Annotated in this window: 10 protein-coding genes; 7 read left to right on the top strand and 3 right to left on the bottom strand. The window is 48.9% G+C overall.

Annotation, left to right across the window (positions count from 1 at the left end):
• The first annotated feature begins 92 nt into the window (after positions 1–92).
• On the top strand, positions 93–2,579 hold the full coding sequence (locus tag MHM93_RS00615) for a prolyl oligopeptidase family serine peptidase (RefSeq protein ID WP_239447552.1): 2,487 nt from the start codon (positions 93–95) through the stop codon (positions 2,577–2,579).
• A 21-nt stretch (positions 2,580–2,600) separates the two neighbouring features.
• Here the strand turns inward: MHM93_RS00615 and rrtA are convergent, their stop codons facing one another.
• On the bottom strand, positions 2,601–3,191 hold the full coding sequence (gene rrtA / locus MHM93_RS00610; RefSeq protein ID WP_239447551.1) for a rhombosortase: 591 nt from the start codon (positions 3,189–3,191) through the stop codon (positions 2,601–2,603).
• A gap of 89 nt (positions 3,192–3,280) precedes the next feature.
• On the opposite strand from rrtA, the gene ggt reads away from it, so the two are divergent.
• The 4 genes from ggt to MHM93_RS00590 all read left to right on the top strand — a co-directional run bounded on the left by ggt (position 3,281) and on the right by MHM93_RS00590 (position 9,008).
• Positions 3,281–5,038: a gamma-glutamyltransferase gene (gene ggt, locus MHM93_RS00605; protein ID WP_239447550.1), complete on the top strand. Its 1,758-nt coding sequence runs from the start codon at positions 3,281–3,283 to the stop codon at positions 5,036–5,038.
• Positions 5,039–5,222: 184 nt separating this feature from the next.
• Entirely contained in the window at positions 5,223–6,941 is a 1,719-nt protein-coding gene (locus tag MHM93_RS00600) for an NAD-dependent malic enzyme (RefSeq protein ID WP_239447549.1), read from the top strand.
• 169 nt (positions 6,942–7,110) lie between these two features.
• Positions 7,111–8,184, top strand: coding sequence for a histidine kinase (locus MHM93_RS00595; protein WP_045978310.1), 1,074 nt, complete (start codon positions 7,111–7,113; stop codon positions 8,182–8,184).
• Positions 8,181–9,008 (top strand): LytTR family DNA-binding domain-containing protein, encoded by an 828-nt coding sequence (locus MHM93_RS00590; protein WP_022946597.1) that lies wholly within the window; start codon positions 8,181–8,183, stop codon positions 9,006–9,008. The genes MHM93_RS00595 and MHM93_RS00590 overlap by 4 nt, the downstream gene beginning before the upstream one ends.
• Here MHM93_RS00590 and MHM93_RS00585 read toward each other — a convergent pair.
• Together MHM93_RS00585 and pyk are read right to left on the bottom strand one after the other, a co-directional pair.
• Complete coding sequence (locus MHM93_RS00585) at positions 9,005–9,994, bottom strand: ATP-dependent 6-phosphofructokinase (protein ID WP_239447548.1); 990 nt, start codon at positions 9,992–9,994, stop codon at positions 9,005–9,007. The two genes, MHM93_RS00590 and MHM93_RS00585, sit on opposite strands and share 4 nt — an antisense overlap.
• Before the next feature lie 37 nt (positions 9,995–10,031).
• Positions 10,032–11,468 carry a pyruvate kinase gene (pyk, locus tag MHM93_RS00580; protein WP_239447547.1) on the bottom strand — a complete coding sequence of 479 codons (1,437 nt, stop codon included), beginning with the start codon at positions 11,466–11,468 and terminating at the stop codon, positions 10,032–10,034.
• A gap of 276 nt (positions 11,469–11,744) precedes the next feature.
• On the opposite strand from pyk, the gene gndA reads away from it, so the two are divergent.
• Positions 11,745–13,118, top strand: coding sequence for an NADP-dependent phosphogluconate dehydrogenase (gene gndA, locus MHM93_RS00575; RefSeq protein WP_239447679.1), 1,374 nt, complete (start codon positions 11,745–11,747; stop codon positions 13,116–13,118).
• A gap of 99 nt (positions 13,119–13,217) precedes the next feature.
• Positions 13,218–14,951 carry an amidohydrolase gene (locus MHM93_RS00570; RefSeq protein ID WP_239447546.1) on the top strand — a complete coding sequence of 578 codons (1,734 nt, stop codon included), beginning with the start codon at positions 13,218–13,220 and terminating at the stop codon, positions 14,949–14,951.
• The last annotated feature ends 109 nt before the right edge of the window (positions 14,952–15,060 follow it).

Below are 15,060 nucleotides of genomic sequence, written 5' to 3'. Positions count from 1 at the left end.
GTCTAAGTAAACTGCCGTTGGTCTTAAAACACTGTCTTTGCTTGTGAGTTTTTGCTTAAATCAGGGCACCGTGTATTTAGTTGAAGACAATCATGTTCCATAAATCAGTACTGGCGGCGACCATTGCTTCCAGTTTTATCCTCAGCGGCTGTCAAAGCACCGCACAACAAAGCAACACGCAAGTAGAAACGAATCAAACTTCCGCCCCAAGCCAAGTGGAGACACCGGCAAAACCAGGTTCAGTGGCTATTACCTTAGAACAAGCCATGGCTGATCCGGACTGGATAGGTAACCAGCCAGAAGGCGCGTTCTGGCACAGCGACTCAAACACCGTTGTTTATCAGCAAAAACAACAAGGTAATCAACTACGCGACACCTACACACAGGCCGTTGGCGCAGACAGTGCAACCAAAGTAACGCTGGCGCAGCTACACACGTTGGGCGATGACAAGGCCGTATACAGTCAAGATAACCGCTTACAAGCCTATGTATTTAAAGGGGATGTGTTTGTTCGTGATACTTCTGCTAACACCTTAGTGCAAATCACCAAAACGTCGGCATTTGAATCTGCGCCGCAGTTTTTAAATGATAACAGCCTAGTATATCGCCGTGGTAACGTGTTTATGCATGTAGACTTAGGCACCGGGCTGCATAGTGAGTTGGCCAACCTTAAGCTCGAAGATAAGCCAATCAAGGTTAATGAGCCGAAAAGCTACATTGCTAAGGAACAACATAAGCTTATTGACTATGTTGCACTGCAGCTAAAAAACCAAAAAGATGCCCTCGAGCGCGACCAGCAGTTAGCGAATGAAAATAGCGCGGTAGTCGATGCCACCATTTACCTAGGCGATAAAAAGCGTTTAGTGGATGCCCAGCTCTCTCCCGATGGCAGTAAGCTTATCGTTGCGCTAACCGATGACAGAAGTTGGCGCGCCGACACCGACATCATGCCTAATTACATTACCCAAGATGCAGGGGTAGAATCGGTACCAGCCCGTCGCCGGGTTGCTGATGCCAAGCCTCAGGGTACAGAGTTGGTGTATATCGACTTGCCGAGCAAAGCAAAAACGACGCTGACCTATAATACCTTGCCCGGTTGGAATGAAGATGTGCTTGCCGAGGTGAAGCGTGAAAACTATGCGCGCCAAGGCAAAGAGTATGAAAGCGAAACTGAGCGCCGTGAAATCAATTTGATGATGGATTGGGGCTGGGGTCAAAGTGCCATTCAATGGAACCGCAGTGGCTCGCAAGTTGCTGTTATGCTCGAAGCCTGGGACAACAAAGACCGCTGGATAGCGACCGTTGACTTTAAAGGCAAAAAGTTAGTGAACCAACACCGTTTACACGACGATGCTTGGGTTAACTACACCTTTAATGATTTCGGTTGGTTAAACACCAGCGACACTTTGTATTTCTTGTCAGAGCAGTCCGGTTATAGCCACATCTACACTAAGCCGTTAACAGGTAAAGCAACCCAGCGTACCGACGGCCAATTTGAGGTGTCTAACCTGACCTTGAGCGAAAATGACCAATATCTTTACTACAAAGCGAATAAAAAGCACCCAGGTATTTACGAGGTGTATCGCTTAAACCTGGATAGCGGCAACAGCGAGGCACTGACCAGCCTTGATGGCATGACTGATTATAGTTTGAGTCCTGATGAGCAAAAATTGCTGTTACAGCACTCAAAAATCATGCACCCGCCGGAGCTTTATGTCATGGATGCGGCACCGGGGGCTAAGGTTACGCAGCTAACTCACACCGTATCAGAGCAATTCAAAGCGACTAAGCTGGTGGCTCCGAAAGTCGTTGCCGTACCGTCAAGCCATGGTGAGCAACCGGTGTATGCGAAAGTGTATTACCCCAGCGATTATCAAAGCGATGAAAGCGGTAATACCCGCAAGGCGGTTATTTTCAACCACGGCGCCGGTTATTTGCAAAACTCACATTTTGGCTGGTCCGGTTACTTCCGCGAGTTTATGTTCCACTCGTTGCTTGCCAGCGAAGGCTACGTGGTTATGGATATGGACTACCGCGCCTCGAAAGGGTATGGCCGTGATTGGCGTACTGCCATTTATCGACAAATGGGAACGCCAGAGACGCAGGACTTGGTTGATGGGGTAAAATGGATGCAGGCTAACGCCAATGTTGACGTTGAGCGGGTCGGTACTTACGGCGGCTCATACGGTGGCTTTATGACCTTTATGGCGCTTTTCACCGAGCCTGAGCTGTTCCAAGCCGGTGCGGCGCTGCGCCCTGTGAGCGATTGGGCACATTATAATGCCCCGTATACCTCTAATATTCTTAATCACCCAAATGTTGACCCTATTGCCTACGAGCGTAGCTCGCCTATCTACTTCGCTGAAGGGTTAGAGAAGCCGCTATTGATCAATGCGCCTATGGTTGATGACAACGTGTTCTTCCAAGATGTTGTGCGCCTAGTGCAGCGCTTGATTGAACTGGAGAAAGAGGACTTTGAAACGGCTATCTTCCCAGTTGAACCGCACGGATTTGTGCAGCCTTCAAGTTGGTTAGATGAATACCGCCGCATTTATAAGTTGTTTGAAGAGAACCTTTAATTGCTAATAAAAAAACCCGAGCTAAGCCTCGGGTTTTTTTATGCCTCGCCACTCTAACAGCGCTAAGCCCAAGCCACACAATAGCCCGAATAGATGAGCCTCAATAGCCACGCGGGAGTCAATCAATGCCTCAACGTCACTACTTGCGCCGACAATTTGCTCATAAGCAACCTTGGCGATTACGCCTAAGATAATTAAATACCCGGTTTTTTCACCGCTGCGAATATCTTTCATCGCACCATACGCAATCAAGCCGTGCAATGAACCACTTAAGCCGACATATAAAGAGATGTTCGGGCTAAAGCCGTATAAACAGAGGCCAACCCCAAAAGACAAGAGCAGCAAATAAAGCCAATACTGACGCACACTAAAAAAATGGCCATGGAGCGACCACAGCACTAGAGCACCTGCCATGTTCATGCCTAAATGTGGCCAATTGCTGTGTAAAAAGTGCCCCGTTAGCAAGCGATACCACTGGCCCTCAGCGATAGCGGGGCGCTGAAAAGACAATGGCCCAGCGGCATCAATTACCATAAGCAGTGTACACAGTGCGAACAGTGGCCAGATAGACAGCATTGCGCGGCGCGAAAAGAGGGTTTTAAACACAGTCATAACTTAACAGTGGTCGTTATTTTTTGCCTATTGTGCCCCTTTGCCTTTAAGATGCCAATTAATTAACCACGACAATAACACTCAGCGCTATGTTACGAACTTATACCCAGATAGCAGCGGCTCTCTCGTTGCTTATTAGCTCTGGCTGCACAGCCACCACGACTACCAATAAACAGGTGCTCGCCGATAGAGAGCCTGAGGCCACCACTGCGGTGGTGACAAAACAACAAGTGAGCGGTGAGCATTACATGGTTGCCGCTGCCAATCCCTATGCGGTGCGCGCCGGTGAAGCGATTTTAGCTGAAGGGGGCAGTGCCATAGACGCAGCCATTGCCGTGCAATTGGTACTGACATTAGTCGAGCCGCAATCGTCCGGTATTGGCGGTGGGGCCTTTATTTTGCACTATGATGCAAAGCAACGGCGACTCACCACCTATGATGGCCGCGAGCAAGCTCCTAGCAAAGCGACACCGGAGTTATTTGTTGACGGCAATGGCAAGGCTGTTCGCTGGATTGATGCAGTGGTTGGCGGGCGCTCAGTGGGGGCTCCTGGGGTCTTGAAGGCGCTGGCCAAAGCCCATCAACGTGATGGCAAATTACCTTGGTCCCGTTTATTTGAGGAGGCCATTACTTTAGCCGAGCAAGGGTTTAAGGTGTCACCGCGATTACATAAGCTTTTAGCGCGGCGCATTAACCCAGGAGTGGAGAAAATGCCTGCGGCGCGGGCGTATTTCTTTCCCGGTGGCGCGCCTTTGGCCATTGGCACCATAAAGCAAAACCCCGCCTTGGCATCGCTTTATAAACGCTTGGCCAGCGAGGGAGTGGATGCCTTTTATCATGGTGACAATGCCAAAGCCATTGCTAAAGCAGTACAAACAAGTCCCATCGCCCCAGGTTTACTCACTGAGCAAGACATTAATAACTATGTCGCCAAAGAGCGTGCCCCGGTGTGTGTGGGCTATCATCAATACCGAGTGTGCTCGATGGCACCGCCTAGCAGCGGTGGCATGGCGGTTTTGCAAATGTTAAAGCTGCTGGAGGATAAAAACCTCAGCCAATATGCGGTTAATAGCCCCAAAGCGCTGCATTATTTCACCCAAGCGTCGCGCTTAGCCTTCGCTGATCGCGAGGTCTATATGGCCGACCCCGACTACCAACCCGTGCCAACGCAAGCGCTACTCGATAATAGCTACCTTCAAAAACGTGCCTTATTGATGCTTGAGCATGATGCTAAAAAGCAAGCCGGACACCCAGGTGTGGGTATTGCCTATGGTAGAGACGATGCCTTTGAGCTGCCCAATACCAGCCACATTTCCATTGTTGATAATCAAGGCAACGCGGTGTCGATGACCACCTCCATTGAAATGGCATTTGGCTCCACCGTGATGGTCAACGGCTATCTGCTCAATAACCAGCTCACCGATTTTGCGCTATCGCCAAAGCGTGATGGCAAATATGTATTAAATCGGGTTGAAGGCGGTAAGCGCCCGCGCAGCTCTATGGCCCCCGTGATGGTATTTAATGAAGATGGTTCTTTGCGTTTAGTAATTGGCTCGCCAGGCGGCAGCCGTATCATTAATTACGTGGCCCATGCATTGGTTGGGGTGTTGGATTGGCAACTCAGCGCCCAGCAAGCAATCAATCTGCCTCGTATTACTAATCGTAACCATATCACCACCTTAGAGCAGGGCACTGAGCTGGTGGAGCTGCAAACGCAGCTCGAGCAATGGGGCCACAAAGTGCGTATTGGCGACCTGAACTCCGGCATTCATGCAGTCGAGGTGAAAGGCGGTAAGCTCTATGGCAGTGCTGATCCACGCCGAGAGGGAATCGCTCTCGGAAAATAATGGTAAACAAACAGCAGGTATTTGAATGCCTGCTATTTGTTAACAAAGATTCATTGGTGTGTATCAAAAATGATAATGCGCCAATCAGCGATAAATCAATGGTCTGATAAGCCCAAATGGGTTTGCAATTTGCGCGCTAAGGGCAATAATATCAGGCAATCTCCTTCTGTGCTAAGTAGGCAATATGACAGACAAATCCAACGATAAAACCAATACACACACCGATCCCAATTACTTGTACATTCCTTACGCTGGTCCGACCTTATTAGAAACGCCACTACTAAATAAAGGCAGCGCATTTTCTCAGCGTGAGCGTGAGAGCTTCAACTTGGCAGGCTTATTGCCGCCACGTTTTGAGACCATTGAAGAGCAAGTAGAGCGCTGTTACCAACAGTACTCTAGCTTTCAAGATAACCTTAATAAGCATATCTACTTGCGCGCCATCCAAGACAATAACGAAACGCTTTACTATCGTTTGGTGCGAGACCACATTGAAGAGATGATGCCGATTATTTACACGCCAACAGTGGGTGATGCGTGTGAGCAGTTCTCAGATATTTATCGTAGCTCGCGCGGTTTGTTTATCCCCTATGAAGACCGCCACAATATCGATGATATTTTGCGTAATGCCACTAAAGGTAAGGTGAAGGTTATCGTTGTTACCGATGGTGAACGTATCCTTGGCCTAGGCGATCAGGGCATTGGTGGCATGGGTATCCCCATTGGTAAGTTATCGCTATACACCGCATGCGGTGGTATCAGCCCGGCCTACACGCTGCCGGTGATGTTGGATGTTGGCACTAATAACGAGAAACTACTGAACGACCCAATGTACATGGGCGCACGTCACCCACGTATTGGCCAGCAAGAGTATGACGAGTTTCTAGAGTTGTTCATCAAAGCGGTGAAGCGCCGTTGGCCCAATGTCATGCTGCAATTTGAAGACTTTGCTCAGCCTAACGCGATGCCACTGCTGAAGCGCTACCGCGACGAAATTTGTAGCTTTAATGATGATATTCAAGGCACTGCCGCTGTCACTGTGGGCACCTTGCTGGCCGCGTGTCGAGTGAAGGGCACTCGTTTAAGCGACCAAAAGGTAGTGTTTGTTGGGGCTGGCTCCGCAGGGTGTGGCATTGCCGAGCAGGTGATCAGCCAAATGGTTTCTGAAGGGATCAGTGAAGAGCAGGCGCGCAGTCAAATCTTTATGGTTGATCGTTTTGGCCTATTGAGCGAGGGCATGCAAGGCCTGCGTGATTTCCAACAGGCGTTGGTACAATCCAATGAAGCGCTCTCGCAGTGGCAGTACAGCGGTGATTATGCCTCTTTGCTTGATGTTATGCATTGTGCTGAGCCAGGCATTATTATTGGCGTATCTGGGCAGCCGGGGCTATTCACCGAGCAGGTGATCCGCGCAATGGCATCAAGCCACGAAAATCCGATTATCTTCCCGCTTTCAAACCCGTCCAAACAGGTTGAAGCGCATCCGAGTGATGTGCTGGCTTGGACACAAGGGCGTGCCATTATCGCCACAGGTAGTCCATTTGGCACCGTGGACTATGATGGCCAGCAGTATGTTATTCCGCAGTGTAATAACAGTTATATCTTCCCTGGCATTGGCCTTGGTGCAATTGCCATTAAGGCTAAGCGCATTACCGATGAAATGTTGATGGCGGCCAGTGAAACCTTAGCGTCGAGCTCACCCCTTGCCAATGATGGCAAAGGGAGCCTACTGCCGCCACTGACTGAGATTGAATCGCTATCTAAACGTATCGCCTTTGCTGTGGCTAAAGTCGCCATCGCCCAAGGTGAAGCGTTGGAATTTAGCGATGAGGATATTATCAAAGCAATCGATAATAATTACTGGCACCCTGAGTATCGTAACTACAAGCGAGTCAGCATCTAGCCTTCGCGAATATGAGCAAACGCCGTGCAACTGCACGGCGTTTTGCGTTGAAGGAAAGGTTAAGTAAGACCAATCACAGTGCCTTTTTAGTTGTCTTTATTAATAATGGCGTTAGATAAGTATGCAACCGCTGTGGATAAGGCTGCGTTGCAAAGGAGTAAAACGAATTTTGAATTGGCAGCAGCTAGTTGATAATCGCCAACGATTCTTTTGGGTGTTACAGATAGCCGGTTGGATAGGTTATGCCCTGGTGAATTACATTGGCTCCAAAGTATTTGAGATGCGCGACATCTATGTCTTTGTGATCTTGCTTAATGCCTATGCGGGCTGCTTAATGACGGTGCCGCTGCGTTACCTGTATCGCCGGGTGTGGAATGCCAAGCCGTGGCTGCTCGTGTTGGTGGTGTTCACCGCTTCCTACGCCACAGGGACCTTGTGGTCGGTGGTACAAAAATTTAATTTGTGGGAAATTTATCGCCATGGTTACCGCCCTGATGAGTGGTTTTATTACTTTCAACAGGGCCTTGATGCGGTCTATATCATCCTTTGTTGGAGTGGTTTGTACTTTGGCATTAAATATTACCAGTTGCTCCAAGGGGAGCGACAAAAAGCGCTGAAAGCCAATACCATGGCTCATGAGGCGCAATTAAAAATGTTGCGCTATCAGCTTAATCCGCATTTTTTGTTTAATACCCTTAATGCGATATCGACGCTGATTTTAGTGGAAGAGAATAAAGACGCCAACAAGATGGTGTCACGGTTAAGCGATTTTTTACGCTATACGCTCAATACCGATCCGATAAAAAAAGTGCCACTCGAGCAAGAGATCCATGCGTTGAGTCTGTATTTGGAAATCGAGCGAGTACGTTTTGATGACCGCCTAGCGGTGGACATGCAAGTCAGTGACGAAGCAAGCCATGCTTTGGTCCCGAGCTTGATTTTGCAACCGTTAATTGAGAACTCATTGAAGTATGCCATTGCGCAGATGACACAAGGCGGGGTGATCAGTATTAAAGCCCAAGTGTTTGCCAACGAGCTATTACTGGAAGTGAGTGACAATGGCCCTGGCGCTGAGCTTAAAGATGGCCAATTGGTCAATGCCACCGGTGTCGGTGTGGCCAATACTAAAGATCGACTAAAGACACTTTACGAGAACAATTATTCATTTGTATTATCAGGGAATACGCCCACCGGTCTGACGGTAAACATACGTATCCCCTATGAAAAGGCTGTAGCAGAATGAATACCATAAAAACCCTCATCGTGGATGATGAATCGCTGGCCCGTAAAGGGTTGGCTATACGATTAGCTGATATTGAATGCATTGAGCTGGTACAGCAATGCGCTCAAGGGCAAGAGGCCGTCGATATTTGTCGCAGCGAGCCTATCGACTTGGTTTTTTTGGATATTCAGATGCCAGGTATGAATGGCTTTGAGGTCGCGGATGCGTTAGCGCAACTGCCAGACTCACAACAACCTTTGGTGGTGTTTGTCACTGCCTTCGACCGTTACGCCGTTCAAGCTTTTGAAGTCCATGCTTTGGACTATGTACTCAAACCCGTAGATGACAACAGACTAAAACAGGCGGTGGAGAAAGTGCAATCACATCTAAAAACACAACAAGACAACACCCATAAGAAAAAGCTAGCGAGTTTTGTGGCCGGGATCACAGGCAATAATTGCGAGGAAATTCTCAAGAAACTAGCCTCGGGCGATTCATTAGAAACTAAGCGCTACCCAGAGTCGCTGGCGGTGAAAGAGCAGGGCGAGATCATCCGTGTGCCTACCAATACCATCCAATGGGTTGATGCGGCAGGGGACTACATGTGCCTGCACTGTGGTGATGGGCAAACCCATATTCTACGTAAAACCATGAAAGAGCTTGAGCAAGAACTCGACCCTGGGTTGTTTGTTCGTGTGCACCGCAGCGCCATTGTTAATTCAAAGCAAATCAACAAGCTGGTGACGCAAGTCAGTGGTGAATACCTGCTGGTGCTCACCAACGGACAGGAGCTTAAAGTCAGTCGCAGCTATCGAGATAAAGTCAAAGCGGCGTTGGCCAATTAACGGCGAAAGCGTTTTAAGCGGGCGACAAAATCACGATTACGCTGTTGTGTGTCGCTGGTGTGCTCAAAAGCCAAAGTTTTCAGCTGATTATTAACGACACCGACCATGACACCATCAGCGCCAGCATTAAGGTGCTCGATGGCGCTGCAGCCTAACTGCGTTGCTAATATGCGATCGCCTGCCACAGGGGCGCCGCCACGCTGTACATAGCCCAGAATGGCACTGCGGCTTTCAACGCCGCTGTGCTCGGTCAGCTGGGCCGCTAATTGTTCGGCGCTAATAGATAGCGAGTGCTCCGCCATGACCAACACGTAGCTATGACCGGCATCATTATTAATATTCGCTTTCACTTGCTCATACAGTTTTTGTAAAAACTGTGGCTCGTCATCAATCAGTTCCTTACAAATTATTTGCTCCGCGCCACTGGCAAGGCCTGCTTCCATGGCAATGATACCGCAATCTCGACCCATTACCTCGACAACAAAAGTACGTTCAAACGCTTGCGCGGTATCGCGAATTTTATCGATACACCCCAATGCGGTATCTATTGCGGTGTGAAAGCCGATGGTTTCATCGCTGCCATTAATATCGTTATCAATGGTACCGGGAATGCCAATAATTTGTCCTGACCATTGCTCTGCAAGTGCCTGAGCACCTTTAAAGCTGCCATCTCCGCCAATGACGACTAAGGCATCGATGTGGCACTTACGCAGGCTATTGGCAGCTTGTAACAAACCATCTGGGTGGTGCATTTGCGGGCAGCGGGCCGATTTTAAAATAGTGCCACCTCGGTGGATGATATCGGTCACGCTGGCTGCGTTGAGCTCAGTGAAGTGTTCGTTGATAAGGCCGTTGTAGCCACTAAAAAAACCGAAGACCTGATGTTGATGAGATAGCGCGCTGAGCGTAACAGCGCGAATTGCAGCATTCATACCGGGGGCATCACCGCCGGAAGTGAGTACTGCAATTCGTTTTGAATGAGACATAAGTTGCTGCTTCAGATAGAAAACTTATGTCTACTATTTACCCTACAGTGACAATTTTCAAGGTATTTGTGGCACCGATGGTTTCCATTAAGTCACCGTGGGTGAGGATCACGGTATCGCCTTTTTGCAATTCGCCAAGCTCTACTAAGGTATTCATTGCTTCACTAACAATACATTCTTTGGTGAAGTTAGTAGAGTCAAAACGCACTGGATATACGCCGCGATACAGCGCGGTCTGACCCAGTGTTTTGCCATGGCGTGAAAGTGAATAAATAGGCAGACCCGAAGAGATGCGTGACATCAGCTTAGAGGTGTTGCCTGATTCAGTGAGCGCGACAATGGCTTTCACTGTACCCAGGTGGTTAGCCGCATACATAGCAGATAGTGCGATGGTTTCTGCATTATCGGCAAACATGCTATCAAGGCGGTGCTTAGAAATGTGCGTTTCTTTTTGTGACTCAGCACCTAGGCAAACACGGGCCATGGTGGCAACTGTTTGCTCAGGGTAATCCCCTGCGGCTGTTTCAGCAGAGAGCATGACCGCATCGGTGCCATCAAGCACGGCGTTAGCAACGTCCATGACTTCAGCGCGCGTGGGCATGGGGTTATCAATCATTGATTCCATCATCTGTGTTGCGGTGATCACCACACGGTTCAATGAACGAGCTCGGCTGATAATGGTTTTTTGTTTACCCACTAACTCCGCATCACCGATTTCAACGCCTAAATCTCCGCGCGCGACCATCACTGCGTCGGATGCGAGGATAATGTCGTCTATGGCTTCAACCGTCTCTACCGCTTCTGCACGTTCGATTTTCGCAAGCAATTGAGCATCTGAACCGGCCTTTTCTGCCAATGAACGCACATAGCGCATATCATCGCCAGAACGGGGGAAAGACACGGCGATATAATCGACGCCAATTTTAGTCGCGGTGATAAGATCTTCTTTATCTTTATCAGTAAATGCAGGGGCAGTCAGGCCACCACCGAGGCGATTAATGCCTTTGTTGTTAGACAATACGCCGCCGACTTTGACGCTGCAGTGTACTTTTTGTCCTTCAACACGCTCTACGGTCAGCTGGATTAAACCGTCGTTAAGTAACAATAGGTCGCCGGCTTTAACGTCTTGAGGTAATTCTTTATAGTCGATCCCTACGCCATTAATATCACCTTCACCTGGGGCAAGCGCTGCATCAAGGGTAAAGGGGGCGCCATGGGCGAGGTTCACTTTCCCTTCTTTAAAGGTGCTTACGCGGATTTTCGGGCCTTGTAAGTCAGCGAGGATGGCAACATGAGTGCCTAGGCGCTGAGCGATCTCACGCACGGCTTCAGCGCGCGCTTGGTGGTCACTGGCCACCCCATGAGAGAAGTTTAAGCGCACGACATTGGCGCCAGCGCGGATGATTTTTTCTAAGTTATTATCTCTGTCCGTGGCAGGGCCAAGGGTGGCCACAATTTTCGTACGTCTTGGCATGCATTTCTCCTGTAGGCATTATTGCTTATAGCATGTTAGAGCAGGGAAGGACGCTCCGCCAGCTCTAATTCCTATTATTCGTTAACAAGATTTCAGCATTATGACACCGGTGTCAGATTCAGTCAATTAAGCTTACTCGCAAACTTTATCCATGTACCTTGCGTTAATTTGATATAATTCAGCGCCAGGGATTGAATGGGGCATCGTATGCCCTATAATGCCCGCCGTATTTACGTTGAATTACCCAGTCGTACGTTTTACCGAGGAGGAAACTGGATGCAAGTTGCATTAGTAGGTCTTGGGGTGATGGGCAAAAATCTCGCCCTGAACTTAATCGAAAAAGGGCTCACCCTAGTAGCCTATGATACCAACCCCGATGCCGGGGAAGAATTGTTAAGCTGCGCCAAATCACAAGGAATGGCCGAGCGCTTGCACATTGTTTCAGACCTTCACGACATGGTGCGTCGTTTAGAAACGCCGCGCTCTATCCTTTTGCTGGTACCGGCAGGCGAGTTGGTTGACAAAGTCTGCCACGACCTGGTCGATGCCGGTGTCAGTAAAGACGATATCATCATCGATTGCGGTAACAGTAATTATAAAGACGGCATTGCCCGCAAATTGAAATTCCAAAACAAATTTGAGTTTGCCACGATGGGGATTTCCGGTGGTGCAGAAGGCGCACGCCATGGTCCGGCAATGATGGCGAGCGGCTCCGAAGGAGGCTGGGAGCGCATTGAACCTTGGTTTGAGAAAGTAGCTGCCAGTTACAACGGCGACTCGTGTTTTGCCCGCGTTGGCCAATCTGCCAGTGGCCATTTTGTGAAAATGGTGCACAATGGCATCGAGTATGCCCTTATGCAGCTTATTGCTGAGACTTACCAGCTATTACGCTTGGGCGCTGGCAAAACACCACAGCAAATAGCCGAGATTTTTGATACCTGGGCCGAGGGCGAGCTTAATAGCTATTTACTCTCTATCTCTAGCCATATCCTCAAGTTAGCAACCAAGGACAATACACCGCTGGTCGATTTAATCGATAACAAGGTGGGCGCCAAGGGCACCGGCTTATGGACGGCACAAAATGCCTTGGAGCTTGGTATTGCCGTGCCATCACTTGTTGCTGCGGTGCAGGCACGTCACTTAACTAATACCGGTGATACCCACGCGGCTAAAGAAATGACCTATGCAGCAAAGCAAACGGACAATATCGATATTGATATTGACCAGTTGCAGCAAGCGTTTCATTTAGCGAGCCTGCTTTGCTACCGCCAAGGCTTGGCACTGATCAAGGGCGCGTCACGAAACCATCAATGGAAAGTTGATTTAAACAAAACACTGCAAACTTGGCGTGCAGGGTGCATTATTCGTGCAGATTACCTAGACCAAATTGCTCAGGGTGTTGAGTTTATTGATACCTTAGATGAGCAGGCGAAGGCGCTTCGTAGTGTGACTGGTGCGGCCGTGACCACTGGTTTGGCATTCCCGGTACTGTGTGCAACACAAAACTACTTAGCAACGCTAAGCACTCCAAGTAATGGTCATCTAGTGCAAGCGCAGCGTGACTACTTTGGTGAGCATGGTATTAAAACCCACACTGGTGAGTTATGCCACCTAACTGATCTGGTCGATATTGACGCTAAAGTACGCTAATTAATTAGCCGCTTTTTCAATCAAAAGAGCCCTGTCCATACAGGGCTTTATTGTATATGCTAAGAACACATTCCAAGTTTCTTTTTTGAGGACTTTAAAGTGTTACGCATTCTCTGTTTGGCACTGTTGAGTGTAGGTATTATTGGCTGCACTCAGCCTCAACAACCCGCAAATAAACTCGCAAATGCCGATACCCTATACTTTGGCGGCCCGATTCTAACGATGGTCGGTGACGACCCCCAGTATGTTGAGGCGCTTGCAACCAAAGATGGTCGGATCCTATTTACCGGTCAACTTAATAAAGCAAATGATCATGTTGGCGAGCAGACTAAACAAGTGAACTTACAAGGGCAGGCGCTATTGCCTGGGTTCATCGATGCCCACAGTCACCTTTTCAATGCTGGTTTGGCACAGTTGAGTGCTGATTTACTCCCAGGACCTGACGGCCAAGTAAATTCTATTGAGGCGTTGCTGAGCACCTTAACGCAATGGCACCAGCGTCAACCTATGTTAGCGAAAAAGCTCGGCTGGATCGTTGGCATGGGGTATGACGACTCACAACTGGCGCAGCGCCGGCACCCAACTGCCACAGAGCTCGACACAGTCTCCAGCGAAATACCTATTTTGATTATGCACCAGTCCGGGCATTTGGGGGTTATGAATACCAAAGCCTTGGAAATGGTGGGTTACTTACCACAGGCCCCACACATTGATGGCGGCGTAATACGTATTGATGAACTTTCTAATCAAGCGAATGGAGTGCTTGAGGAAATGGCTATTTTTCAGCCCTTGTTTAGTGTTTTTCCGGCCATTGATAAGCAATTACAAGATGAAATAGCGAGTGCAGGTCTTGCCCTTTACATGGCCAATGGTTATACCACTGCTCAAGAAGGTCGTGCAGATAAAAGCACCAGTATGTATTGGCTAGCACGGGCGCAAAAGCAGTCTTTGCCGATTGATGTGGCTATCTACCCTGATCTTGAGCAGGAATATGATTTTATGCTTGAACAAGGCGCTAGCAAAGATTACCAAGGCGGGGCACGAATAGCCGGCGTCAAATTGAGTTTTGATGGCTCGCCTCAAGGGAAAACAGCCTGGCTCAGTAAACCTTATCTTCATCCGCCAGCAGGGTATAACTCTGAGTATCGTGGCTACCCAGCCATTGCTGATGATAAGGCTCGCTCTAAGCTCGTGGCACAGGCCTATGCCAACAACTGGCAACTGATTGTTCATACCAATGGCGACGCCGCAGCAGACGCCTTATTGCGAGATATAGAAAGCGCAGCGACAAGATTTGAGCAGGCAGGTCGCAGGACGGTGATGATCCACGCGCAAACTGTTCGTGAAGATCAGCTTAAACGTATGAAACAGCTAGCAGTGATCCCGTCTTTTTTCTCTATGCATACCTTCTATTGGGGAGATTGGCACCGAGATGAAGTATTAGGACTGGAGCGTGCTGAGAATATTTCTCCCACAGGGTGGGCGCAAAAACACGCCATGCGCTTTACCCAACATCATGATGCACCTGTGGTAAAGCCCAACCCATTACGCGTGTTATCAACAACTGTTAATCGTAAGACACGCTCTGGCAAAGTGTTGGGGGCGCACCATCAAGTGAGCCCTTATATCGCTTTGAAATCTATGACAGAGTGGGCGGCTTGGCAGTACTTTGAAGAGCCAAATAAAGGGACGTTAGAGGTAGGGAAGTTAGCTGATTTCGTTATTCTTGATAAAGACCCGCTGCGCGTTGAGCCGGAGCAACTTGAGCAATTACAGGTTCAGCAAACCATAAAAGCAGACCAAGTGGTTTATGATGTGAATCACGCCCTGTGATGGGGCTTTTGCAAAGCGAGTTGGTACAGGCAGCGGCTTATTTGTTGCGCTAGTGAACTACGCGTGCAGATAAATACCGCTATGCAATAAAAGGCACAGTCGCTGCTGT

Source organism: Pseudoalteromonas sp. MM17-2 (assembly GCF_022347945.1).
Taxonomy (GTDB): Bacteria; Pseudomonadota; Gammaproteobacteria; order Enterobacterales; family Alteromonadaceae; genus Pseudoalteromonas; species Pseudoalteromonas ruthenica.
This window is presented reverse-complemented; position numbering and strand designations above follow the sequence as displayed.

Excerpts from the sequence above, each read along its gene's own strand:
- MHM93_RS00615 (WP_239447552.1), top strand. The coding sequence starts at position 93 with ATGTTCCATAAATCAGTACTGGCGGCGACCATTGCTTCCAGTTTTATC.
- rrtA (WP_239447551.1), bottom strand. The coding sequence starts at position 3,191 with ATGACTGTGTTTAAAACCCTCTTTTCGCGCCGCGCAATGCTGTCTATC.
- ggt (WP_239447550.1), top strand. The coding sequence starts at position 3,281 with ATGTTACGAACTTATACCCAGATAGCAGCGGCTCTCTCGTTGCTTATT.
- MHM93_RS00600 (WP_239447549.1), top strand. The coding sequence starts at position 5,223 with ATGACAGACAAATCCAACGATAAAACCAATACACACACCGATCCCAAT.
- MHM93_RS00590 (WP_022946597.1), top strand. The coding sequence starts at position 8,181 with ATGAATACCATAAAAACCCTCATCGTGGATGATGAATCGCTGGCCCGT.
- MHM93_RS00585 (WP_239447548.1), bottom strand. The coding sequence starts at position 9,994 with ATGTCTCATTCAAAACGAATTGCAGTACTCACTTCCGGCGGTGATGCC.
- pyk (WP_239447547.1), bottom strand. The coding sequence starts at position 11,468 with ATGCCAAGACGTACGAAAATTGTGGCCACCCTTGGCCCTGCCACGGAC.
- gndA (WP_239447679.1), top strand. The coding sequence starts at position 11,745 with ATGCAAGTTGCATTAGTAGGTCTTGGGGTGATGGGCAAAAATCTCGCC.